16 protein-coding genes are annotated in these 21,363 nt (G+C 72.5%); 8 read left to right on the top strand and 8 right to left on the bottom strand.

What is annotated here, in order from left to right; translation table 11 throughout:
* Positions 1 to 36 precede the first annotated feature (36 nt).
* Positions 37 to 1,251, top strand: a complete 1,215-nt coding sequence (locus FHS13_RS03840; protein ID WP_221442290.1) for an ROK family protein — start codon at positions 37 to 39, stop codon at positions 1,249 to 1,251.
* Between the two features lie 80 nt (positions 1,252 to 1,331).
* On the opposite strand, the gene FHS13_RS03845 is transcribed toward FHS13_RS03840, so the two are convergent.
* Positions 1,332 to 1,883: a hypothetical protein gene (locus FHS13_RS03845; protein ID WP_184287527.1), complete on the bottom strand. Its 552-nt coding sequence runs from the start codon at positions 1,881 to 1,883 to the stop codon at positions 1,332 to 1,334.
* 171 nt (positions 1,884 to 2,054) lie between these two features.
* Here FHS13_RS03845 and FHS13_RS03850 point away from each other — a divergent pair, with 171 nt between their 5' ends.
* The 3 genes from FHS13_RS03850 to FHS13_RS03860 all read left to right on the top strand — a co-directional run bounded on the left by FHS13_RS03850 (position 2,055) and on the right by FHS13_RS03860 (position 6,475).
* Complete coding sequence (locus FHS13_RS03850; protein WP_184287530.1) at positions 2,055 to 4,184, top strand: bifunctional metallophosphatase/5'-nucleotidase; 2,130 nt, start codon at positions 2,055 to 2,057, stop codon at positions 4,182 to 4,184.
* A 269-nt stretch (positions 4,185 to 4,453) separates the two neighbouring features.
* Positions 4,454 to 5,122 carry a response regulator transcription factor gene (locus tag FHS13_RS03855; protein WP_184287533.1) on the top strand — a complete coding sequence of 223 codons (669 nt, stop codon included), beginning with the start codon at positions 4,454 to 4,456 and terminating at the stop codon, positions 5,120 to 5,122.
* Between the two features lie 66 nt (positions 5,123 to 5,188).
* A complete protein-coding gene (locus FHS13_RS03860) occupies positions 5,189 to 6,475 on the top strand; it encodes a sensor histidine kinase (protein ID WP_184287536.1) in 1,287 nt (428 codons plus the stop codon).
* A gap of 226 nt (positions 6,476 to 6,701) precedes the next feature.
* Here the strand turns inward: FHS13_RS03860 and FHS13_RS03865 are convergent, their stop codons facing one another.
* The 3 genes from FHS13_RS03865 to wecB form a co-directional block, all read right to left on the bottom strand.
* Positions 6,702 to 8,903 carry a glycosyltransferase gene (locus FHS13_RS03865; RefSeq protein ID WP_343064887.1) on the bottom strand — a complete coding sequence of 734 codons (2,202 nt, stop codon included), beginning with the start codon at positions 8,901 to 8,903 and terminating at the stop codon, positions 6,702 to 6,704.
* A gap of 58 nt (positions 8,904 to 8,961) precedes the next feature.
* Positions 8,962 to 10,722, bottom strand: coding sequence for a hypothetical protein (locus FHS13_RS03870; protein WP_184287539.1), 1,761 nt, complete (start codon positions 10,720 to 10,722; stop codon positions 8,962 to 8,964).
* 76 nt (positions 10,723 to 10,798) lie between these two features.
* Positions 10,799 to 11,911, bottom strand: a complete 1,113-nt coding sequence (wecB, locus tag FHS13_RS03875) for a non-hydrolyzing UDP-N-acetylglucosamine 2-epimerase (RefSeq protein ID WP_184287542.1) — start codon at positions 11,909 to 11,911, stop codon at positions 10,799 to 10,801.
* 153 nt (positions 11,912 to 12,064) lie between these two features.
* Between wecB and FHS13_RS03880 the strand changes: the two genes are divergently transcribed.
* The 4 genes from FHS13_RS03880 (at position 12,065) to FHS13_RS03895 (ending at position 17,444) form a co-directional block, all read left to right on the top strand.
* Positions 12,065 to 13,870, top strand: coding sequence for a glycosyltransferase family 4 protein (locus FHS13_RS03880; RefSeq protein ID WP_425491124.1), 1,806 nt, complete (start codon positions 12,065 to 12,067; stop codon positions 13,868 to 13,870).
* A gap of 105 nt (positions 13,871 to 13,975) precedes the next feature.
* Positions 13,976 to 15,340, top strand: a complete 1,365-nt coding sequence (locus FHS13_RS03885; RefSeq protein WP_184287545.1) for a nucleotide sugar dehydrogenase — start codon at positions 13,976 to 13,978, stop codon at positions 15,338 to 15,340.
* A gap of 219 nt (positions 15,341 to 15,559) precedes the next feature.
* On the top strand, positions 15,560 to 16,741 hold the full coding sequence (locus FHS13_RS03890; RefSeq protein WP_184287547.1) for a glycosyltransferase: 1,182 nt from the start codon (positions 15,560 to 15,562) through the stop codon (positions 16,739 to 16,741).
* Positions 16,742 to 16,838: 97 nt separating this feature from the next.
* Positions 16,839 to 17,444 carry a malonic semialdehyde reductase gene (locus FHS13_RS03895; protein ID WP_184287551.1) on the top strand — a complete coding sequence of 202 codons (606 nt, stop codon included), beginning with the start codon at positions 16,839 to 16,841 and terminating at the stop codon, positions 17,442 to 17,444.
* 55 nt (positions 17,445 to 17,499) lie between these two features.
* On the opposite strand, the gene FHS13_RS03900 is transcribed toward FHS13_RS03895, so the two are convergent.
* The 4 genes from FHS13_RS03900 to FHS13_RS03915 form a co-directional block, all read right to left on the bottom strand.
* Positions 17,500 to 18,330: a glycosyltransferase gene (locus tag FHS13_RS03900; protein WP_184287990.1), complete on the bottom strand. Its 831-nt coding sequence runs from the start codon at positions 18,328 to 18,330 to the stop codon at positions 17,500 to 17,502.
* 287 nt (positions 18,331 to 18,617) lie between these two features.
* Complete coding sequence (locus FHS13_RS03905; protein WP_184287554.1) at positions 18,618 to 19,388, bottom strand: CDP-alcohol phosphatidyltransferase family protein; 771 nt, start codon at positions 19,386 to 19,388, stop codon at positions 18,618 to 18,620.
* Positions 19,366 to 20,415 (bottom strand): iron-containing alcohol dehydrogenase family protein, encoded by a 1,050-nt coding sequence (locus FHS13_RS03910; protein WP_184287557.1) that lies wholly within the window; start codon positions 20,413 to 20,415, stop codon positions 19,366 to 19,368. Before FHS13_RS03910 ends, FHS13_RS03905 begins: the two co-directional genes overlap by 23 nt.
* A 5-nt stretch (positions 20,416 to 20,420) precedes the next feature.
* Positions 20,421 to 21,152, bottom strand: a complete 732-nt coding sequence (locus FHS13_RS03915; protein WP_184287560.1) for a phosphocholine cytidylyltransferase family protein — start codon at positions 21,150 to 21,152, stop codon at positions 20,421 to 20,423.
* Positions 21,153 to 21,363: the final 211 nt, after the last annotated feature.

A 21,363-nucleotide genomic window follows, 5' to 3' on the forward strand; every position in this document is an offset into this window, starting at 1 on the left:
ATGAACATAATCCTGCGGCCCGCTAGAGTCAATGGCGTGCCACATGCTTTCCCGACCCCTGTCCGCGCCTCGACCGGGGCGCGGCAGTCCTCCATCCGCGAGGCCAACCTCGCCCTTGCCACCCGCACCGTGCTGGCTTCCCCCACCCCCCTGTCCCGGGCGGGTGTGGCGGCGGCGACGGGCATGACCCGTGCGACCGCCGCACGCCTCGTGGACGAGCTCGTCGCGGGCGGAATCCTCGCGGAGCAGGAACAGGAGGCGGCCCAGGGCCGGGGGCGGCCGGCACGCCCCCTTGCGGCGGGCGGGGCCATCGCGGCGGTCGGCCTCCAGGCGGGCGTCACCTTCCTGGCCGGGCGCGTCGTCGGCCTGTCCGGGGACGTCCTGGCCGAGCGGCGCGAGCCCGGCGACTTCCGCGACAGCGATCCCGGCCCCGTTCTGGAGCGGCTCGACGCACTCGCCGCGGACCTGGTGGCGCGGGTCCCCTCCGGTACGCGCCTGGTCGGCGCGGGTCTGGCCCTACCCGGAATCGTCTCCGCCGACACCGGGACGCTGCTGGTGGCACCCAACCTGGGCTGGTCGGACGTACGGCCCGCGGACCTCATGACCCGCACGGCACGTGCCGGTCTGTCCCTGCGTGTGGGGAACGAGGCGGACCTGGCGGCCCGGGCGGTCGCCGAGGCCTCCCCCGGGCGGCCCGGCCCCTGGCCGGACTTCGTCTACCTCTCGGGCGAGATCGGCCTGGGCGGGGCCGCGGTGCTCGACGGCTCGGTACTGGCCGGCCGCCACGGCTGGGCGGGGGAGATCGGGCACGTCTGCGTGGACCCCGACGGGCCGCCGTGCCGGTGCGGTTCCACCGGCTGCCTGGAGCAGTACGCGGGGCGCGGCGCCCTGCTCGCCGCGGCCGGGCTGCCCGTCGACCACCCCCTGACCGATCTGGCCGACCGCGCGGGCGCGGGAGACCCGGCCGCCGAGCGGGCCCTCGACCGCGCGGCACGGGCCCTGGGTATCGCGCTGGCGGGAGCGGTCAACATCCTCGACATCCCCGTGGTCCTGCTCGGGGGCCATCTGGCCGACGTCGCCGACCGCCTGCTGCCGCCGCTGCGGGAGCACCTGCGCCGGCGCGTGCTGTCCGGCCGCTGGGTGACGCCCCGGGTGGAGGCCTGCCCGGCCGGCCCCGCCCCGGGTGCGGCGGGCGCGGCGCTCCTGGAGCTCGCCGGTGTCGTGGCCGACCCGGCGCGCTGGCTCCGCTAGGCCCTGCTGTGTGGACGCTCTCACCGTGTCGGCGGAACCGATCCCCCGGCGAACGGCCGAGGTGATCCGAAGGACAAGGCCTAGAGAAGCCCGTAGTGGGCGCGGCCCTCGCGGGAGAGCATGGCGGTGACCATGAAGACGGCGAAGCCCAGCGGGACGGCGAGGAGGAGGTCGCCCGCCAGCAGCATCCACAGCAGAAGGGCGCCCGCGGCGGTCTGGAAGAGCACCACGCCCCAGAAGACGCCGACCGTCCGGGTGCGGATCCGTGTCGCGAGCACGGTGGACAGCAGCCCGTAGGCGCCGGTGACCGCCGCCATGACCGTCATGGCGCTGCGCATCGCCTCGATGGTGAACGGGAACTCGACGCCCTGCTCCTCGGCGATCGCGGCCTGCTCCCGCAGGACCAGGGCCATCTCCTCGGGCGGCGTGCTCAGACCGAGCACGAACAGCACCGCCAGCGCGAGGCCCGACGCGCCGCCCACGAACATCAGGTTCCGCACGGTCGCGACCTTGCGGGGCAGCGGCGCGTCGGGGCTGAGAGCGGGACCGGTCCGGTGCGCCGGTCCCGGGTGCGGCGGAACGCCGTCCCGGTGCCCGTCGGAATCGTACGGGTCCTGGCCAGGGGGAAACACGAACGTCCTCCGAGGGGTCGGATCTGCTTGCCCGTCCATGGTAGGGCGGCGGACCCGGCGGAGCGGATCTCGGCGAATCGTAACCCGCAGGGACATGACCGATCCCCCTCGGCCCTCTAGTCTTTCGATCCGAGACCCCTTCCCCCGCTTCCCCGAAGGAGCCCCCCGCACATGTTCGGACCCGCGCGCGCCTCGGCCGCGCTGATACTCGCGGGCGCCCTCACGGTCCCGCTCGCACCGGCCGCGGCGGCCGTTCCCGCGGAGCCCGCCGACGGCACCGGTTTCACCCTGACCCTGCTGCACGCCAACGACCCCGAGTCGCAGCTGCTGCACGCCGCCGACCAGGAGGACTTCGGCGGCGCCGCCCGCTTCACCACGCTGCTCCAGGAGCTGCGCGCCGCCGAGGAGGTCGGCCTGGAGGCCGGGGACGACGAGGCCGACCGGCGCGGCGTCGTCACGGTCAACTCCGGCGACATGTACCTGCCCGGTCCGGAGCTGTCCGCCTCGTTGGAGGAGGGCGCCCCGTTCCACGACGCGATCGCCGCCGGACACGCGGGCTACGACGCGATCTCCATGGGCAACCACGAGTTCGACTTCGGTCCGGACCTGTACGCGGACTTCCTGGGGCAGCTCCCCGGCACCACGGTGCTGGCCGCCAACGTCGACGTGTCCGGCGAGCCGTCCCTGGCCGCCCTGGCGGACGAGGGTCGGATCGCGCCCAGCACCGTCGTGGACGCGGGCGGCGAGCAGATCGGCCTCGTCGGCGCCCTCTACCCGCCGCTGGCCACCATCACCAGCCCCCGCGACGTGGTGGTCGAGGACCTGGTCGCCCCGGTACAGGCCGAGGTCGACCGCCTCACCGCCGAGGGGATCGACAAGATCGTCCTGATCTCGCACCTCCAGGGCATCACCTACGAGGAGCAGGTGGCGCGGCAGCTGACCGGGGTCGACGTGATTGTCGCCGGCGGCGGGCACGAGGTCATGGCGAACCCGGACGACGCCCTGGTCCCCGGTGACACGGTCACCGCCCACCCCGGTACGGGCGAGCCGCTCTCCTACCCGCTGATCGCCACCAACCCCGACGGGGACGCGGTGCCGATCGTGACCGCCGGGTCCGACTACAAGTACGTGGGCCGCCTGGTCGTCAACTTCGACGCCGACGGTGATCTGGTGTCGGTCTCCGAGCGCTCCGGTGCGGTCCGGGTCTCGGGCACCGGCGCCGACGCGGTCGATCCGCACCCCGCCGTGCAGGAGCAGGTGACCGATCCGGTCGCGGACCACGTCGCCGGGCTGGCCGGGACCGAGGTCGCCCGGAGCGAGGTCGCCCTGAACGGCGTCCGCGACCCGGGGGTGCGCACCCAGGAGACCAACCTCGGCAACCTGATGGCCGACGCCCTGCTGGACACCGGTGTGCGCAGGGCGGAGGAGTACGGAGTCCCCCGGCCGCAGATCGGCATCCAGAACGGCGGCGGCATCCGCAACGACTCGGTGATCCCGGCGGGACCGCTGTCCTCCCTGGACACCTACTCGATCGCCCCCTTCGCCAACCAGGTGGCCGTCGTACCCGACCTCCCGCGATCGCAGATCAAGGAGCTGCTGGAACGGGGCGTGGCCGCGGCGCCGGCCGCCGACGGGGCGTTCATGCAGGTCGCCGGCGTGAACTTCGCCTACGACCCCGAGCGCACCGCCCAGGTGGTGGCCGAGGACGGCACGGTGACCACCCCGGGCGAGCGGGTCCGCAGCGCGATCCTGCACGACGGCACGGTGATCGTCGAGGACGGCGAGGTCGTGGAGGGTGACCCGGTCGGGGTCGCCACCAACGACTTCTCCGCCAGGGGCGGTGACAGCTACCCCTTCCGCGGCGCCGACTTCACCGTGGTGGGAACCACCTACCAGGGCGCCTTGGAGAGCTTCCTCACCGGGACCCTGGAGGGGCGGGTGACCGAGGAGTCCTACCCCGAGGGCGGTTCCGGCCGCATCGTCGTGGGCGAGCGGGCCACCGTTCCCGGCACCGGACCGTCCGAGCCGGGGCCGACCGACCCGCAGCCGACCGAGCCCGGCGGCGAACCGGCCGACCCGCAGCCGGCGGAGCCGCGACCGACCGCCCCCGGCGAGGGCCCGAGCGCCCCTTCCGGCGAGGGGCCGGGCGGCGACGGCGGGAAGCCGCTTCCCAGAACCGGTGCCGCGCTGACCGGCCTCGTCGCGGCCGCGGTCGCCGCGGTGGTGCTCGGTGGCGCCGCCCTGCTCCTGGGCCGCGGGCGCCGCGACCGGAGTGCCGGGGACGAGCCCTCCGAGGGCTGACCGTCCGGGTGTGAAGGGGCCGCCCTCCGGGGCGGCCCCTTTGCGTATTCCCGACCCCTTCCCAAGGCATTCACCGGAGTCGCTTCTTCACTATGCGCATCCCCTCTTCCTGCGAATGGCATCTCTTCGCCAAGGAAAGGCAAAGAGAGTCGCCAGACGTCCCTTTTGTGTGATTTGTCCGATATGAGGTTGACGCATTTCCAACCAAGCTTGGGGCATCCGGCGCGCATAATAGGGAAATGCACGACCCCGGACCTACGATCGGCAGCATGACCTGTGTTTTGCTGGCCGAAGACGACACCTCGATCTCCGAGCCACTCGCGCGCGCACTCCGCCGCGAGGGCTACACAGTGGATGTGACCGTCAACGGTGTTGAGACACTCGACCGCGCCCGTGCAGGGGACATCGACCTCCTGGTCCTGGACCTGGGCCTGCCCGAGATGGACGGGCTGGAGGTGGCACGACGCCTGCGCGCCGAAGGCCACGGAACCCCGATCCTCATCCTCACGGCCCGAGCCGACGAGGTCGACACCGTCGTGGGCCTCGACGCCGGGGCGGACGACTACGTCACCAAGCCCTTCCGCCTGGCGGAGCTGCTGGCCCGTGTCCGGGCCCTGCTGCGCAGGGGCGGCGCCGAGGTGCCCGTGGTGCACGGCGTTCGCATCGACAACGACTCCCGGCGCGCCTGGCTGGGCGACCAGGAACTCCAGCTCACCACGAAGGAGTTCGACCTCCTGCGCGTGCTCGTGCGGGACGCCGGCAAGGTGGTCACCCGCGAGCAGATCATGCGCGAGGTGTGGGACACCAACTGGTGGGGGTCCACCAAGACCCTCGACATGCACATCTCCTGGCTGCGCCGCAAGCTCGGCGACGACGCCAACCAGCCGTCGTACATCACGACCGTCCGGGGCGTGGGTTTCCGGTTCGAGCGGGACTGACGAGCCCGTGGGTCCGGCCCGCCCCGTGCCGGTCGCCCACTGCCCGGCCGGACGGGTGAGGTGACCATGCGCAGGCGGATGCTCTTCTCCACCCTGGCGGTGACCGCCATCGCCGTCCTGCTGCTCGGGCTGCCCCTCGCCGTCCTCACGTACAAGACGGTGCACGACGAGAGCAACCGTCAGCTGAAAGGGCAGGCGGAGCTGATCGGTGCCGAGAGCGACACCATGCTGGAGGCCTACGGCGAGATCGACCTCACCGAGTTCGAGCGGGAGCACCCCGGCCGCTTCGTCAGGATCACCCCTGCGGGGGACTCGGAACCGGTGACCGCGGGCGACCCGGCGCTCGACCCCGGGACCGCCGACGCGTCGACCCTGCTGCGGGCCACCACGACCACAGGCCGGGGCACCGTGGTCGAGATCTGGATGGGTACCGAGGAGATCCAGGAGAGCATCGCCCGCGGCTGGATGGGCATCGCCTCCCTGGTCCTGCTGGCCGTCGGTGTCGCGGTCGGCCTGTCGATGTTCCAGGCCAGGCGCCTCACCCTGCCGCTGATGGACCTCGCGACCACCGCCGAACGCCTGGGGTCGGGCGTCGCGTCACCGTGGGGGCACCGCTACGGGATCGCCGAGGCCGACCGGGTCGCCGAGGTCCTGGACCGCAGCGCCCTGCGCATCGCCAACCTGATCGCCACCGAGCGCCACTTCGCCACCGACGCCTCGCACCAGCTGCGCACGCCTCTCACCGCGCTGACGATGCGCCTGGAGGAGATCATCGCGGAGGCCGAGGACCCCGACGTGGTCCGCGAGGAGGGAGCGGCCGCCCTGGCCCAGACCGAGCGCCTCGTCGAGACCGTCGAGAGCCTGCTCGGGCGGGCGCGCAAGAGCCAGAACGCCAAGGTGGAGAAGGCCGAGATCGATCCGGTCCTCGACCACGTCCAGAGCGAGTGGGCGCCCGTGCTCCAGCAGGAGAAGCGCACGCTCGTGGTCACCGGAGATCCCGGCCTGACCGCGCTGACGGTCCCCGCCGACCTCAGGCAGATCCTGGCCACCCTGGTGGAGAACGCCTACAAGCACGGCGCGGGCACGGTGACGATCCGCCGCCTCGACACCGGGGGCTCGGTACGTGTCGAGGTGAGCGACGAGGGCGAGGGCGTCCCCGAACACCTGTCGGGGCGCATCTTCGAACGCGAGGTGAGCGGAAGCGGCGGCACCGGCCTGGGGCTGGCACTGGCCCGGCACATCGCCGAGGCCGCGGGAGCCCGGATCGAGCTGGTGCAGGCCAGGCCGACCACCTTCGCGCTCTTCCTGCCCGCCGGAGCCGGCGGGCTGTCGAAGACGGCGGGGCCGGTCTAGGTGTAATGACCACAGAGGTGAGGAACAGCCCGGCAGTGGCTTGACAACAAGAGAGGGCCTCCGACATAGGTGTGGATTGCTTGGATCAACACCTGAAGAAGGTCAGGAGGCCCTCGATGGCCCACGCTACCCACGCCAACGCCCGCCTCGCAAGGGAATACCTGGCCGACCGTTCGCCGGAGGATCGGCTCCGCCGACACGGCGAGAGCGTTCACACAACACGGTTCTAGGGCGCGGCGGACACGGGTGCGGGCGCCTTGCCCCGGACCACGAGGTCGGTCCACAGCGAGCGCACCCGCCCCAGCCCGTAGGCCTTGGTCACCTCTTCCCTGGCCCTCTCGGCCTCCGCGGCGAAGTGGCCCCCGCTCACAACGGCGTGGACGGACTCGGCCGCCGCCACCGCGTCGGCATGGATCCAGTGCGGGTCGTAGATGGTGTCGGCACCCGGCCACGGCAGCAGCACGGGCACCCCGCCGGAGGCGGCGCACTCGGCCGGTGCCAGGTGGAAGGACTCGTCGTCGCTGGTGGAGAGCACGAACCCCACCCGGCGCAGCCAGGTCGCCACGTCGGGGCCGAAGGGGTCGAACACCACCCCCGCGGCCAGCGGCTCCTCACGCTGGATCCGCCGGTAGACCCGCTCGAAGTAGGCGCGTTCCTCGGGGCGGTTCCAGATCCACCAGTAGTCCCACGGCTGCTTGGTCTTGACCGACAGCGTGTAGCGGGGGTCCATGCGCCGCAGCTCGGTCAGCACGTCCAGGCCCCGGTCCAGGCGCTTGCGCGAGGGGGCGATCCCGATCATCCCCAGCGAGTACTCGGCACCCGGCAGCTTGGGCCGGTCCAGCTGCTCGTCGTCGACCCAGTTGGGCACGACGACGACCTTGTCACCGGGCCAGCCGGTGATCTCCCGGGTCAGGTCGGCGTAGTGGGGGCTGACGCACACCACCGCGTCGACCTTGTCGATGTCGAGCTTGCGCGGCCACTCCGCGTACAGCTCGAACCGGTGCAGCCGGACGATCAGCCGCTGGCCGGGGCGCTTCCACTTGGCGTAGAACAGCGCGTTGGGCCCGCACCACTCGCAGATGACCACGTCGGCCCACGCGGCCAGCTCCCGGGAGCGGTACTGGTCGTGGGTGCTCAGGCCCTCCCACTCGTCCATGCGCACCTCCAGGCCGGGCAGGGAGTCCAGGTACTCGGCCAGGCGGGTGAAGAACTTCATGTCGTGCCCCGCCACGACGACCTTGAGCGGGCGGCCGGGATCGGCGCCGGCCGGTGCCGGGGGCAGTGCCTCGGCGAGGTAGCCGCGCAGGCGCTCCGCCGCGCGCTCCAGGGTGTGGTCCGCGGCGGCGGCGCGGCAGCGCTCGGCCGCGTCGGCGTAGACGGCCCGGTCCGCGTAGGCCCGGGCGACCACCTCGGCGACCGACGCCAGGTCGGTCCCGGCGAAGAGCGGGTAGTCGGCACCGAGCAGGTTCTCGTGCATGGGGGTGCGGTTGAGGACCACGGGCAGGCCAAGCGCACCCAGCTCCAGCACCTTGGTGGACAGCTCCAGGCTGGAGTCCATGGACGGGTCGCGCCACGACAGTCCGAAGTCGCACTCGGCGGACCGGCGGAGCGCGTCGGCGCGCGACATGCCGCCAAGCCAGTCCACGTTCGGGGTGTCCTCCAGCGCCCTGCGCATGCGCTTGGACCAGTCGGCGGGCTCGGAGTGGATCTTGTCGCCGATCATGACGACCTCGGCGTCCACACCCAGGCGTTCGAGCTCGGCGGGCAGCCCGGCCATCTCCAGGGTGTTCCAGCGGGGGGCGAACTTACCGGTGTAGGCCAGGCGTGTCCGGGCGTGCACCTCCCCGGCGGCGCGCAGCCCCTCGGGGACCACGACAACGGGGGGGAAGAGCACCGACCGACCGCAGGCGGCGGGCACCGACGACTCCAGGAAGGCCCTCAGCTCCTCGGTCTGGCAGAGCAGGAACCGGGAGGCCAGGGCGATCTCGGTGAGCTCGGCGACGGAGCTGGCGGTGAGCTCGCCGACGCTGTGGGGAAAGTCGGTCAGGTAGGTCCACAGCCGTCCGGACAGCGACTCCTCCTGCGCGACGAGCCCGGCCAGACGGCGGCCGCGCACGACCACCAGGTCGAAGGGCCTGCGCTCGTGCCGGGCGGCGATCAGCGCGGCGGCCTGCTCGGGGGTGAGCCCGCGCGGACCCAGGTCGGACAGGAGCTTGTCCTCGTAGGGGCGGAGCAGGCGGATCCCCGGGGTCCCGGCCAGGGGCGCGGTGAGCCGGTCTGTGCGCACGGGCGCCTTCAGGAGGAGGGTGACCTCGCATCCGGCGGCGGCCAGGGCCTGTGCCATCGACTGCGCCCAGATCGCGGAACCGTCGATGATGTTGAGGTCCACGTCCCCGTACAGGAGTGCGCGCGGAGGAGGTGTGCTCACGTTCTTCCCTTCAGATGCTTGCGGGTGGCCCGTGCGGGGCGGCCGGTGCTGCCCGAGGTCAACCGACGGCACCGGTCGAGGCATCGGCGGCGCCCCGGGCGGAGTCCTCGGCGCCGGAGCCGGTACCGGGGCCGTGGTCCGGCCCCAGGGCCAGGAGTCGGGTGCCCCTGCGGTTCCACTCCGCGGGGTCCCAGCCCCGCCGCAGCAGTGCTGTGCGGGCCAGCTCGGGGACGACCGAACTGACGAAAACGTACTGCGCCCCGGTCGGGCGGTCGAAGAAGCCGCGGCTTCCCGGAGCGGCGGCCTGTTCGCCGGGTGCGCCGTCGGAGGCGCCGACGGCGTCGGCGTCGGAGCACTCGGCCGCGCACACCAGGTCGGCCAGGCGTCCCGGGCCGAGGGGCCCCGTCCACAGGTGGGCCCAGGGCGAGGTGGCGCGTTCGGCCAGCACGGCCCAGCGGTCGGGGCCGAGGCCTCCCACGCGCACGGCACCGCGGTCGGTGCCCCGGGTGAGCTCCTCGGGGGTGTCGGGGGCGCTGAAGCGGGCCGTGCGCACGGTGACCCCCTCGGCCCGCAGCCTCTGGAGTCCGGGCAGGCGCGCGGCGGTGTCGGGGACGACGACCTCGGCCGGGCGCAGCAGGGAGGACAGCAGGGACTCGGCGAGCTCGTCGGCCTCGGCCTCTCCGGCGGGGTCGGCCAGGACCGCCACGGCCCGGCCCCGCAGCGGCAGTTCCGGCCCGGGGGTGCCGGGCGGGAACTCCAGGCCGTCGAGGATCCCGGCGAGGCGGACCGGGGTGGCCTCCTCCAGGAAGATCTGACGGAGCATGCTCCGCTGTTCGGCGGGGGCGGGGCCGGCCGCGCGCAGGCGCGGCACGGTGACGGCCAGCCCCTCGGTGTCGGCCACCTCGGCCGGGCCGTGGGTGACGACGCGGGTACCGCAGGCCAGGGCGCGCCGGCGCAGGGGCGCGCTGCGCGGCCCGGTGGCCGGCACGACCGCGACGTTGGCGGCGCGCAGGGCCTCGGCCAGGTGGGCGGCGTCGGCGTCGACGGCCCCGGCCCCGAGCTCGGTGAGGATGCCGGGGACGGGCGTCTCGGGGGTGTCGCGGACGAAGACGGCCTCGGGGCCCTCCGCCAGCTCGGCCGCGACCGGGTTGAACAGGTGCAGGGGCACCCCGGCGTCCCCCTGGTGGATGCGGTCGAAGCCGAGTTCGCGCAGCGCGGGCGGCGCCACCGCGTCGTCGAGCAGGACGGCGGGGACACCGCGGGCCGCGGCCGACTCCAGGACCCAGCGCAGGGCCCGGGTGCGGTCGGCCGCGGCGGGGTCGCCGACGTGGGCCCACAGGGAGCCGGGGGACGCCGCGGACGCCGACACCAGGACGAGGTCGACGTCCGATCCGTCCATGACGATCTGGGCGTCGTGCGGACGCAGGGGTACGGCGCGGATGTAGGGGTCGACGGCGGCCTGGACCGCCGGGCCGAGGACGGTGGCGGCGACCAGGAGGTCGGCACCGCCGCCGGCGAGCCCGGAGAGCAGCCGGGACTCCTGGCGCTCGGCCTCGAAGGAGCGGACCGGTTCGGTGGTGCGGCGGCGCTCGGTGTGGTTCGTGTCGCCGCTGCGCCGCCAGAGCCGGTAGAGGTCTCGTGGGAGCCTGACCAGGGAGCGCCCGCGCTTCTTGGCCGCGCTGGTGAGCGCACGGCCCACCTGGAGCGAGGTGGAGTCCTCCAGGGCGGCGAGCCGGGCCCGCGCCTCCTGGAGCTGGGCCTCGCGCTCGGCCAGGGCCTGCCTGAGCTGTTCGGTCTGGCTCTGTTCACGCCGTTTCACGGTCTGCCACCTCGTGTTCTGGTCGGACGGGCAGGAAGTGCCGGGGCGGAGCGGTGGACGGGGCGGGCCACGGGGTTCACCCCGACCACCGGGTGAGGACCGCGGCGATGCGCTCCCCGGAACGGCCGTCCCACAGCGGCGGCGTGCTGTCGACGGCCGTGGCGTCCCGGCGTCCGTCCAGCGCCTTGGCGACGGCCTGGGGCAGGTCGGCCTCGGTGACGAGCTGGTTGGTGCCGTGGGTGAGGGTGACGGGCCGCTCGGTGTTGGGCCGCAGGGTCAGGCAGGGGACGCCGAGAACGGTGGTCTCCTCCTGCACACCGCCGGAGTCGGTGACGACGGCCGCGGCGCCCCGCGTGAGGGCGACGAAGTCGAGGTAGCCGAGCGGTTCGAGCAGGCGCACGCGCGGGTGGCCGCCGAGCCCTGCGCGGTCGAAGGCGGCCCTGCCCCGCGGGTGTACCGGCATGACCACGTCCGCGAGGTCGGCGATCTCGTGCAGTCGTGCGACCAGGCGGGCGACGGTGTCGGGGTCGTCCACGTTCGCGGGCCGGTGCAGGGTCGCGGCGACGTAGCGCTCGGGCAGGCCGAGGCGGGCGCGCAGGGCGTCGGCGTCGAACCGGTCGAGGTTGGCCAGGAGCGTGTCGATCATGGGGTTGCCGACCAGGTGCACCCGGTCGGGGGCGATGCCCTCGTTCGCGAGGTGGCCGACGGCCTCCGGGCTGGTGGCGAAGCACAGGTCGCTGAGCTGGTCGGTGACCCGGCGGTTGATCTCCTCCGGCATGGTGTTGTCGAAGGACCGCAGGCCGGCCTCCACGTGGGCGACCGGGATGCCGAGTTTGGCGGCGACCAGGGCGGCGGCCACCGTCGAGTTCACGTCGCCGTAGACGACGACCGCGCCGGGCGCGCGTTCGGTGAACTCCTTCTCCAGTCCGACCATGAGGGCGGCGGTCTGGGCGGCGTGCGAACCCGAGCCCACGCCGAGGTCGACGTCGGGCTCGGGCAGGCCGAGGTCGCGGAAGAAGACCGCCGACATCCGGTCGTCGTAGTGCTGCCCGGTGTGGACGACCGCCTGATGGGCGCCGCGCCCGCGCAGTGCGGAGACGACGGGCGCGGCCTTGACGAAGTTGGGTCGGGCACCGACGACGTGCACGATCGCGGTGTCCCGGCTCCCAGGGGGTGCGCTCGCTGCCACGGCTCTCACGTTTCCTTCTGCTCGAAATACTGTTCCCGCCCCGGCCGGCGGGACTGCTGCGGCCCCGGCCGGGGAGCGGTGTTTCCCGGTCGTCCCGTCCGTGTCGCCGTGGCGTCACCCTCCGGCCACGTCTCCGTGGTTGGGTGGCTGACCGTGCATGACACCCAGACTTCCTCAGTCGTCCGTCCCCGTACCCGCTGGGTGCGGGCTGCGACGTTCACCGTGTCGCTGGCCTGGCGGCACCTGCGTTCCGACCCGGCCCGCCTTCCGCTGCTGGGCCTTCGGCTGATGCCGGGCCCCGTGCGGCGGACCGCGCGCGGGCTGGCTGCCCGGGCGGGCGGAGCGGCCCTCGCCTACTCCCTGTGGGACCAGGGTCGGCGCGAGGACGCGCGCGGTGCGGTGCTCTCCGCGGCCCGCTCGGCCTCTCCCCGCGGGTTGGGCCGCCTCGTGGCCGCCTGCCTCGCGGCAGGAGACGCGGAGACCGCCCGCGATCTGGTCGAGCTCCTTCCCCGGGGTCCGGTTCGGGAGGCCGCCGAGCGCCGGGCGGACCTGGCCGCGGGGCGGATCGTCCCCGCGTCCTCGGCCGGACCGCCCGACCACCACGGGATCACGTTAACCCGCCGTGCCCGAACACGGCCCGACGACACGGTGAACGCTCGGCGACCGGAGGCATCCACCGATGAACCACCGCATACGGCGACGGACCGGGCAGCCCCCGGCAAGGGGCTGCGGGTGCTCCACCTGGTCACCAACGCGCTCCCCCACACCAATGCCGGCTACACCCAGCGCACCCATCGCATCGCGACCGCCCAGCGTGCGGCGGGGACGGACGTCCACGTGGTCACACGGGTCGGCTATCCGCTGACCAAGGGGGTGGCCGATCCCCGCACCCTGGTGCGCCTGGACGGGGTCGCCTACCACCGGCTCCTCCCGTGGACGGCCCCGAGCGGTCCCGAGGCGGAGCTCGCCGCGGGGCTGGAGATGGCGTCGCGCCTGGTGGAGGCGCTGCGCCCGGACGTGCTGCACGCGGCGAGCAACCACCGCAACGGCCGCCTGGCCCTGGAGCTGGGACGCCGCTTCGGCCTGCCGGTGGTGTACGAGGCACGGGGTTTCCTGGAGGAGTCGTGGTTGTCGCGGGACCCGTCCCGGAGCCCGGACGACGCCTTCTACCGCGCCGAGCGCGCAGCCGAGACCGAGTGCATGCTCTCCGCGGACCTGGTGGTGACCCTGGGGGAGGCGATGCGCGCAGACATCGAGGCCCGGGGGGTGGCGCCCCAGCGGCTCCTGGTGGTGCCCAACGCCGTGGACGAGTCGTTCCTGGAGCCTCTGCCCGCGGGCTCGGCGGTGCGCTCGCGCCTGGGCATCGGCTCCGACGAGTTCGTGGCGGGCACGACGACGAGCTGCTTCGGCTACGAGGGACTGGACTCGCTGCTCGACGCGGTGGCGCTCATGCGCGAACGCGGGGAGCGCGCGCACGCGCTGATCGTCGGTGACGGCCCCGAGCTGCCCGCGCTGAGGTCGCGGGCGCGCGGCCTGGGACTGGACGGGATCGCCCATTTCACCGGACGGGTCCCCGCCTCGGAGGTGCGGGAGCACCACGCCGCCATGGACGTGTTCACGGTGCCGCGGCGCGACGACAGGGTCTGCCGGCTGGTGACTCCTCTGAAGCCTGTCGAGGCGATGGCCGGCGGACTTCCTGTTGTCGCCAGTGATCTTCCTGCTCTTCGGGAGATTGTGGAACCAGGAGTGACAGGAGAGTTAATTCCTCCGGGCAAATCAGCACTTCTAGCCGATGTCCTGACAAAACTCGCTTACAGTCGTGAAATGCGAGAATCCTACGGTCTCGCGGGCCGTGGACGTGTCGGCGCGGAACGCACTTGGACCGAGGCCTCGTACCGCTATGACCAGGCGTACCGGAGTCTTGTTCGGCAAGTGTCCGAACCAGGCCAAATCCCGTGAACGAGGGCTCCTGATGTTTACACTCGACATCCGGCAGTGTGACGTTCTGGCGGTTCCCGATATATCTGCGCCCGTTCACGAAACGAATGCGAGTGTGACAACGAAGTGGATGCCGCAGTCTCCAACCCAGCCCACGCACCCGAGCAGTCCGCCGCAGCGGTCAGCGACCTCGTCGTCATCGGTCTCGGCTACGTCGGCCTGCCTCTGGCGGCCGAAGCCGTGTCGGCCGGCCTCAAGGTCACCGGCTTCGACGTGAGCGAGCACGTCGTCGCCGGACTCAACGACGGCGTCTCGCACATCGACGACCTCTCCGACGAGGACGTCGCGACCATGCTGGACAAGGGGTTCAGCGCCACGGCAGATCCGCTCTGCATGTCCACCGCGCGCACCATCGTCATCTGTGTTCCGACCCCGCTCTCCTCCGAGGGCGGACCGGACCTGGGCGCGGTGACCGCCGCCGCCGGGACGATCTCGCGGAACCTGACCCCGGGCACCCTGGTCGTCCTGGAGTCCACCACCTACCCGGGCACCACCGAAGAGGTGGTCCGCCCGATCCTGGAGGAATCGGGCCTGGTCGCGGGCGCCGACTTCCACCTGGCCTTCTCCCCCGAGCGCATCGACCCGGGCAACCCGACCTTCGGCGTCGCCAACACCCCGAAGGTCGTGGGCGGCCTCACGGAGGAGTGCGGGGCGGCCGCGGCGGAGTTCTACAGCCGCTTCATCGGCACCGTGGTCAGGGCCCGGGGCACGCGCGAGGCCGAGATGGCCAAGCTCCTGGAGAACACCTACCGGCACGTCAACATCGCGCTGGTGAACGAGATGGCCGTCTTCTGCCAGGAACTCGGCGTCGACCTGTGGGACTCCATCGCGGCGGCGGCCACCAAGCCGTTCGGCTTCCAGGCCTTCTACCCGGGCCCCGGCGTGGGCGGGCACTGCATCCCGATCGACCCCAACTACCTGTCGTACAAGGTCAAGACCCTGGGCTACCCGTTCCGGTTCGTCGAGCTGGCGCAGGAGATCAACAACCGGATGCCCGCCTACGTCATCCAGCGCGCCCAGGAGCTGCTGAACGAGTCGGGCCTGGCCCTGTCGCGCTCCAAGGTGCTGCTGCTGGGCGTGACCTACAAGGCCGACATCGCCGACCAGCGCGAGTCGCCCGCACGCCCGGTCGCGCGCAAGCTTCTCGCCAAGGGGGCCCAGATCACCTACCACGACCCGCACGTGGAGTCGTGGCAGGTCGAGGGCGCGGACGTGCCGCGCTCGGAGATCCTGGAGCAGGCCCTGGCCGAGGCCGACCTGACCATCCTGCTCACCGACCACAGCGAGTACCGGCCCAAGCTGCTGGAGCGGTACGCGCGCCTGCTGCTGGACACCCGCGGCGTGCTGCGCCGCCCCGAGCCCGACGAGACCCCGGACGTCTCCGGCCGGCTGCGCCGGAGCATCGGACGCGAAGGGGTCCAGGTTCTCTGAGGAACCGGTTTCCGGGGGCGCACCGCCGGTCGGCGGTGTGCCCCTCTGCGTTCACCCGCGCCTCGTGGAAGGTTCACCGCATCCCCTTCCTCCGTCCACCGGGCTTTCCGCCTTCTGTTTCCGCTGATGAATACCGTGTCGTAGTGCCGGTGCCGCCGAGCCAGAGGCGGATCATCTCCATGGAGACGAAACATCCGGTGACCCAGGTAGGTGATGTTGATGCACGCGCTCGTGGCCACCGTCGTCCACCATCCGGAGGACGCGCGGATCCTGCACCGGCAGGTCCGCGCCCTCCTGGATGCGGGGCACACCGTGACCTATATGGCCCCGTTCCGCGAATGCGGGGTCACACCGTGGCGGTCGCTGCACTCGATCGACGTGCCCCGCGCCGCCGGCCGGGAGCGGCTGCGGGCCCTGCGTGCCGCACGTGCGGCACTCACCGAACACGCGCCCCGGGCGGACCTGCTGCTCTTCCACGATCCCGAGCTGCTGCTGGCGCTGCCCTCGCGGCGCCCGGTGACGGTGTGGGACGTCCACGAGGACACCGCCGCAGCGCTGCTCACCAAACCGTGGGTCCCCCGACCGCTGCGGCGGCCGCTCGGCACGGTGGTGCGCTCCTTCGAGCGGCGCGCCGAACGCCGGATGCGGCTGCTGCTGGCCGAAGAGGGCTACCGGTCCCGGTTCCGCCGCCCGCACCCGGTGGTGCCCAACACCACCGACGTCCCGGCGGTCCCGGCGCGCGTGCCGGGCGGTGACCGGGCGGTCTACCTCGGCCACGTGTCCGTGGCCCGGGGCGCCCGCGAGATGGTGGGGCTGGGCCGGATCCTGCGCCGGCACGGGGTGCGGCTGGAGATCATCGGCGGCGCCGACCCCGACGTGCGTCCGCTCTTGCGCGAGGCCCAGCAGGAGGGCGCGCTGACCTGGTACGGCTTCGTGCCCAACGACCGGGCCCTGCGGATGTGCGCGGGGGCGGCGGCGGGGCTGAGCCTGCTGCACGACACGCCCAACTACCGCCACTCGATGCCCACCAAGATCGTGGAGTACATGGCGCACGGCATCCCGGTGGTCAGCTCGCCGAGCCCGGTCGCCCAGGCCCTGGTGGCGGAGCGCCCCGAGGGCCCGGCAGGTCTGGTGGTGCCCTTCGGCGACGTGCGGGCAGCGGCCGACGCGGTGCTGCGCCTGAGCGGGGACGAGGAGCTGCGCACCCGGATGGGGAGCACCGGGCACGCGATCGCCCAGGCGTCCTTCCACTGGCCGGTCCAGGCCCGGCTGTTCGTCAAGCAGCTGGAGGAATGGGTGGCGGAGTCGTCCGGTGCGGTCGTCCGCCCGCCCCGGCCCGTCCGCGTGCCCCGGCCCAGGAGCAGCCGGCGCGCCCTGGAACGTGAGGGCGACCACATTTAACCTCTTCAGGAAATAGCTTCCTGGTCAACCTTTGTTGTCGCACATGACACGCCGAGCCCCGCGTGTCCGCAGACACCGAAACACACGAGGTTGACACATGAGTGAGACGCTGGTCCTCGACAAGGCCGCCCAGGACCTGCTGTTCCGCAGCGCCCGCACCGCCAACACCTTCACCGACGAGCCGGTGACCGACCAGCAGGTGCGCGACATCGTCGACCTGGTCAAGTACGGCCCGACCGCGATGAACAACCAGCCGCTGCGCGTGACCGTCGTCCGCTCCCCCGAGGCCCGCGAGCGCCTGGTCGGGCACATGGCGGGCAGCAACGCCCCCAAGACCTCGACCGCGCCGCTCTCGCTGATCCTGTCCGTGGACACCGACTTCCACGAGCACTTCCCGACGACCTTCCCGATCGCGCCGGACGCCCGTGAGAACTTCGCCGGGATGCCCCTGGAGGCCCGCGAGAGCATGGCCGTCCAGAACGGCTTCCTCCAGATCGCCTACCTGATCATGGGCGTGCGCGCCGCCGGCCTGGCGGCCGGACCGATGACCGGCTTCGACGCCGACGGTGTGCGCCGCGAGTTCTTCGGCGAGGACTCCCCGCTGCGCCCGGTCGTCGTCATGAACATCGGCAAGCCGGGCCCTGACGCCTGGTTCGACCGCCTCCCCCGCCTCGACCACGAGGTCGTCGTCAACGAGATCTGACCCCGTGCACGAGGGCCGGGCACCGTGCGGTGCCCGGCCCTCGTCGTGCGCGGGGTCAGATGACCGGGGGGCGTCCGGCGCGGGTCATGCGCCAGGCGGTGGACCAGCGGATCGGGGTGCGCCGACCCGCGTCCTCGCGCCAGCCCTCGCGGAAGCCCGCGAACCAGGCCTTGAGCGCGTCCGGCCTGCGCTCGCGCAGCACGGTCAGGACGATCCAGGTGCCCAGGTAGGCGAAGGCCAGCGGCCAGGGCAGGTTGCGGCGGGCCAGCCAGACCCGGTTGCGGGCGTTGAGGCGGTAGAAGTTCTCGTGGCGGGTGGGCGCGACGGCCGGGTGGTACATGACCGCCTCGGCGTCGTACTCGATGGTGTAGCCGGCGTTCATGATCTGCCAGGCGAGGTCGGTCTCCTCGTGGGCGTAGAAGAACTCGCCGGGCAGGCCGCCGCCCTCCTCGAAGGCGGTGCGGCGGATCGCGCAGGCACCGCCCAGGAAGGTGGTGACCACGCTGGAGCGGCGGGGGTCGCCCACCCGCAGCCGCGGTACGTGGCGGCGCTGGTCGGGGCCGCCGTCGGGGTCGGCGATCCGGAAGGACAGGGCACCCAGGCGCGGCTCGGCGGCGAAGCGGTCGCGCACGTGCCGGGCCAGGTCGGTGGAGCGGTACCACCCGTCGTCGTCCAGGAAGAGGATGATGTCGCCGGTGGTCGCCCTCACCCCGTGGTTGCGCCCCTCGGGGATGCCCACGTTCTCCGGCAGCCGCACCGTGACCACGCCCTCGGGCAGCTCGGGCAGGTCGGCGCCGTTCCCGACCACGACCACCTCGACGTCGGCGCCCTCCTGCTCGAACACGCTGGTGATGGCGCGGCGCAGCTCGGCCGGGCGGTTGCCCATGGTGAGCAGGACGCAGGAGAGGGTGGGTTTACCGGACACCTGGGGACGGCTCCGTTCGGCTCTGGGCCCCCTGGAGGTCTCCGCCACGGACTCACCGGGGCCCGGCTGGGGCGGAATCACGGGTGTGGTCATGTTCGGGACCGTATCAGTGGACAGCGGACCGCCGGCAGGTTGACTCGAACCGACAGTCGCAGAAACAGATCAACGACAGAATAAGAGGGAAACGCAGGAGCCGCGGCCGGAAGGACCGCCGCGGCCCCACATGTGACGGGAACGTCACTTCTGCGTCATTGGAGCCTGCGCGAGGAGACCACGCTGACGAAGTGGGCGAAGCTCATCAGCACGCCCACCGCGGCGCAGACGGCCACCAGGACCCGTGTGGCCGTGAGGTCGCCGAGGAAGGCGTCCACGACCGCGGCCACCACGATGATCAGGGAGAGCTCCACGGCCTGGATGATCCGGTGGACCTTCAGGGCGGAGGCCGCCCGGCGGGCCAGGCTCAGGCCCGAGGAGCGGGGGCGCATCGCCTCGTCGGTGACCGTCTCGGACAGTCCCGCCTTGGCGCGGGCCACCACCACGTTGTCGGTCTCCGCCTTGATGAGTGCGACGCCGATGGCCGCGGCCATGCCGAGGACGACCCAGTTCCCGGCCTCCCACTCGCCCTGCGCTCGCACGCCCAGGCCGATCAGGAGGGCGATCTCGGACACGTAGTGCCCGATCCGGTCGAGGTAGATGCCCGCGACACTGGTCCGCCCGGTGTAACGGGCGACCTCGCCGTCCGAGCAGTCCAGGAGGAGGTAGATCTGGACGAGGACCGCGGCGGCGACCGCCGACCACAGCCCGCCGAAGGCGACGACGACACCCGCCAGCACCCCGAACACCATCATCAGGTAGGTGATCGGGTTCGGTGGGACGCCGAGCCGGACGAACAGCGTGCTCAGGTACGGCGAGATGTCCCTCATGTAGAGGCGGCCCGCCCAGTGCTCCTCGTTCGTGCGCTCCTTGATCCCGGCGGGCTGCCCGCCCGCCCGGACCTCAGCGACCGAAGGCTTCGACATAGTCGGCCACACTCCGCTCGATCTCGTCCTCGGAGAGCCGGAGGTGCTCCAGGATCGTGAACCGGCCCGGCCGGGTGTCGGGGGCGCGGACCACCGCGCGGGCGAAGGCCTCCTCGTCGAGTCCGACGTCCGAGGGCACGACCGGCAGCTGGTGGCGGAGGAGGCAGTCGCGGATCTCGTTCATCCGCGCCTCCGGCCAGCCCAGGTGCCGCACCCGCAGGAAGGAGGCGAACAGCGTCCCCAGCCCCGCGAGCTCGCCGTGGTTGCTGACCCCCGGGTACAGCTGGGTGACGGCGTGCAGGATCTCGTGGCACGCGCCGCTGGCGGGGCGGCTGGAGCCGGCCACCGACATGGCCATGCCCGAGAGGACCAGCCCCTCGGCCAGGACCGTGAGGAAGGCGTCGGACTCGATCGAGTCCGGCCGGTGCAGGACCGCCTCGGCGGCGACCCGGGCGAAGGTGACGGCCATGCCGTCGACCGGCTCGCCGTTGACCCGGCCCGCCAGCTCCCAGTCCTCGATGGCGGAGATGTTGCTGATCACGTCGCCGACCCCTGAGCGCACCAGTTGCGGAGGGGCGGCCTGGACGTAGTCGACGTCGATGACCACGGCGATGGGCATGGTGACCCCGATGGACGGCTTGCCGCCCTCGTGCTCCAGGGAGCTGACGGGGGAGGCGATGCCGTCGTGGGCCAGGTTGGTGGCGACCGCCACCATGGGGATGCCCGCCATGGTGGCGGCGAACTTGGTGACGTCGATGGTCTTGCCGCCGCCGATGCCGGCGACCGCCTCGTAGGCGCCCGAGCGGAGCTTCCTGCCCAGCTCGTTGGCGGCGTCGACGGTGCCTTCCTCGACCCGGAAGACCTCGCACTGGGGCAGGTCCAGGTCCGCGGCGATCTGCTCTCCCTGCCCCGGTCCGACGGCGACCGCGATCCGGCCCTCGGTGGCGATGCGCCGGTCGGCGAGCACGTCCCCGAGAGAGGAGACGGCGCCGCGGCGCACGTCGATCGCCACCGGGGAGGGCAGCATTCGAGCTAGTAGCGGCACGCGATCTCCCTGGCCTTGGCGAGGTCGTCGTGGTTGTCGACCTCCACCCAGTCGACCTTGCCGATGGGGGCGACGGAGATCTTCTCCCCGCGGTTGACGAGCTCCTGGTAGCCGTCCTCGTAGTACAGCTGGGGGTCGCGCTCCCAGGTGGCCTTGAGGGCGTCGGCGAGGCGGGCGTCGAGGGAGCCCTCGATGAGGGTCGCGCCGATGTACTCACCGGCGGCCGTCGCGGGGTCCATGAGCTTGGTGATGGTGCGCAGGTGGCCCTCCTCGTCGAGGGTCACCTTCATCTCCTCGTCGGCAAGGCTTTTCACGTCGTCCACCGCGAGGAGGAGTTCCGGACCCCGTGCGGCGAGTAGCGTCTTCTCGACACCGACCGGGTGCACGGTGTCGCCGTTGACCAGCAGGACGCCCTCGGAGAAGTACTCGCGCGCGGTCCACAGGGAGTAGGCGTTGTTCCACTCCTCGGCCTTGTCGTTGTAGCTGAGGGTGAGCCTGACCCCGTGGCGCTCCTCCAGCGCCTCCTTGCGGGCCTCCACCGCCTCCGCGCGGTATCCGACCACGACGACGACGTCGGTCAGGCCGACGGCGGCCAGGTTGCGCAGCGAGATGTCCATGATGGTCGTCTCACCGTCGACGGGCACCAGGGCCTTGGGCAGCGTGTCGGTGTAGGGGCGCAGGCGTCGACCCGCGCCTGCGGCGAGAACCATTCCGAGCATGCGGGCGTGTTCCTCCTTATTCGGGGAGGGTCTCTACGCCTCCCCGCTCGTTCCGGCGACAGGCTCGCCGCCGTTGCGGTGTTCGGTCCGGGATGCCCCGGCACTGAGCACCACTGCCGGGGACTGCGGTCCTGCCGGGTGTGCGCCCGTCCTCTCGGGGGCTGCGGACGACCGGGCTCACGGCGCCGGCGGCAGGACGTGCCGTCCTGTC

It is taken from the genome of Nocardiopsis algeriensis (genome assembly GCF_014203695.1).
Taxonomy (GTDB): Bacteria; Actinomycetota; Actinomycetes; order Streptosporangiales; family Streptosporangiaceae; genus Nocardiopsis; species Nocardiopsis algeriensis.

Excerpts from the sequence above, each read along its gene's own strand:
- FHS13_RS03895 (WP_184287551.1), top strand. The coding sequence starts at position 16,839 with ATGAGTGAGACGCTGGTCCTCGACAAGGCCGCCCAGGACCTGCTGTTC.
- FHS13_RS03910 (WP_184287557.1), bottom strand. The coding sequence starts at position 20,415 with ATGCTGCCCTCCCCGGTGGCGATCGACGTGCGCCGCGGCGCCGTCTCC.
- FHS13_RS03890 (WP_184287547.1), top strand. The coding sequence starts at position 15,560 with ATGCACGCGCTCGTGGCCACCGTCGTCCACCATCCGGAGGACGCGCGG.
- FHS13_RS03855 (WP_184287533.1), top strand. The coding sequence starts at position 4,454 with ATGACCTGTGTTTTGCTGGCCGAAGACGACACCTCGATCTCCGAGCCA.
- FHS13_RS03850 (WP_184287530.1), top strand. The coding sequence starts at position 2,055 with ATGTTCGGACCCGCGCGCGCCTCGGCCGCGCTGATACTCGCGGGCGCC.
- FHS13_RS03860 (WP_184287536.1), top strand. The coding sequence starts at position 5,189 with ATGCGCAGGCGGATGCTCTTCTCCACCCTGGCGGTGACCGCCATCGCC.
- FHS13_RS03905 (WP_184287554.1), bottom strand. The coding sequence starts at position 19,388 with ATGTCGAAGCCTTCGGTCGCTGAGGTCCGGGCGGGCGGGCAGCCCGCC.
- FHS13_RS03915 (WP_184287560.1), bottom strand. The coding sequence starts at position 21,152 with ATGCTCGGAATGGTTCTCGCCGCAGGCGCGGGTCGACGCCTGCGCCCC.
- FHS13_RS03900 (WP_184287990.1), bottom strand. The coding sequence starts at position 18,330 with ATGGGCAACCGCCCGGCCGAGCTGCGCCGCGCCATCACCAGCGTGTTC.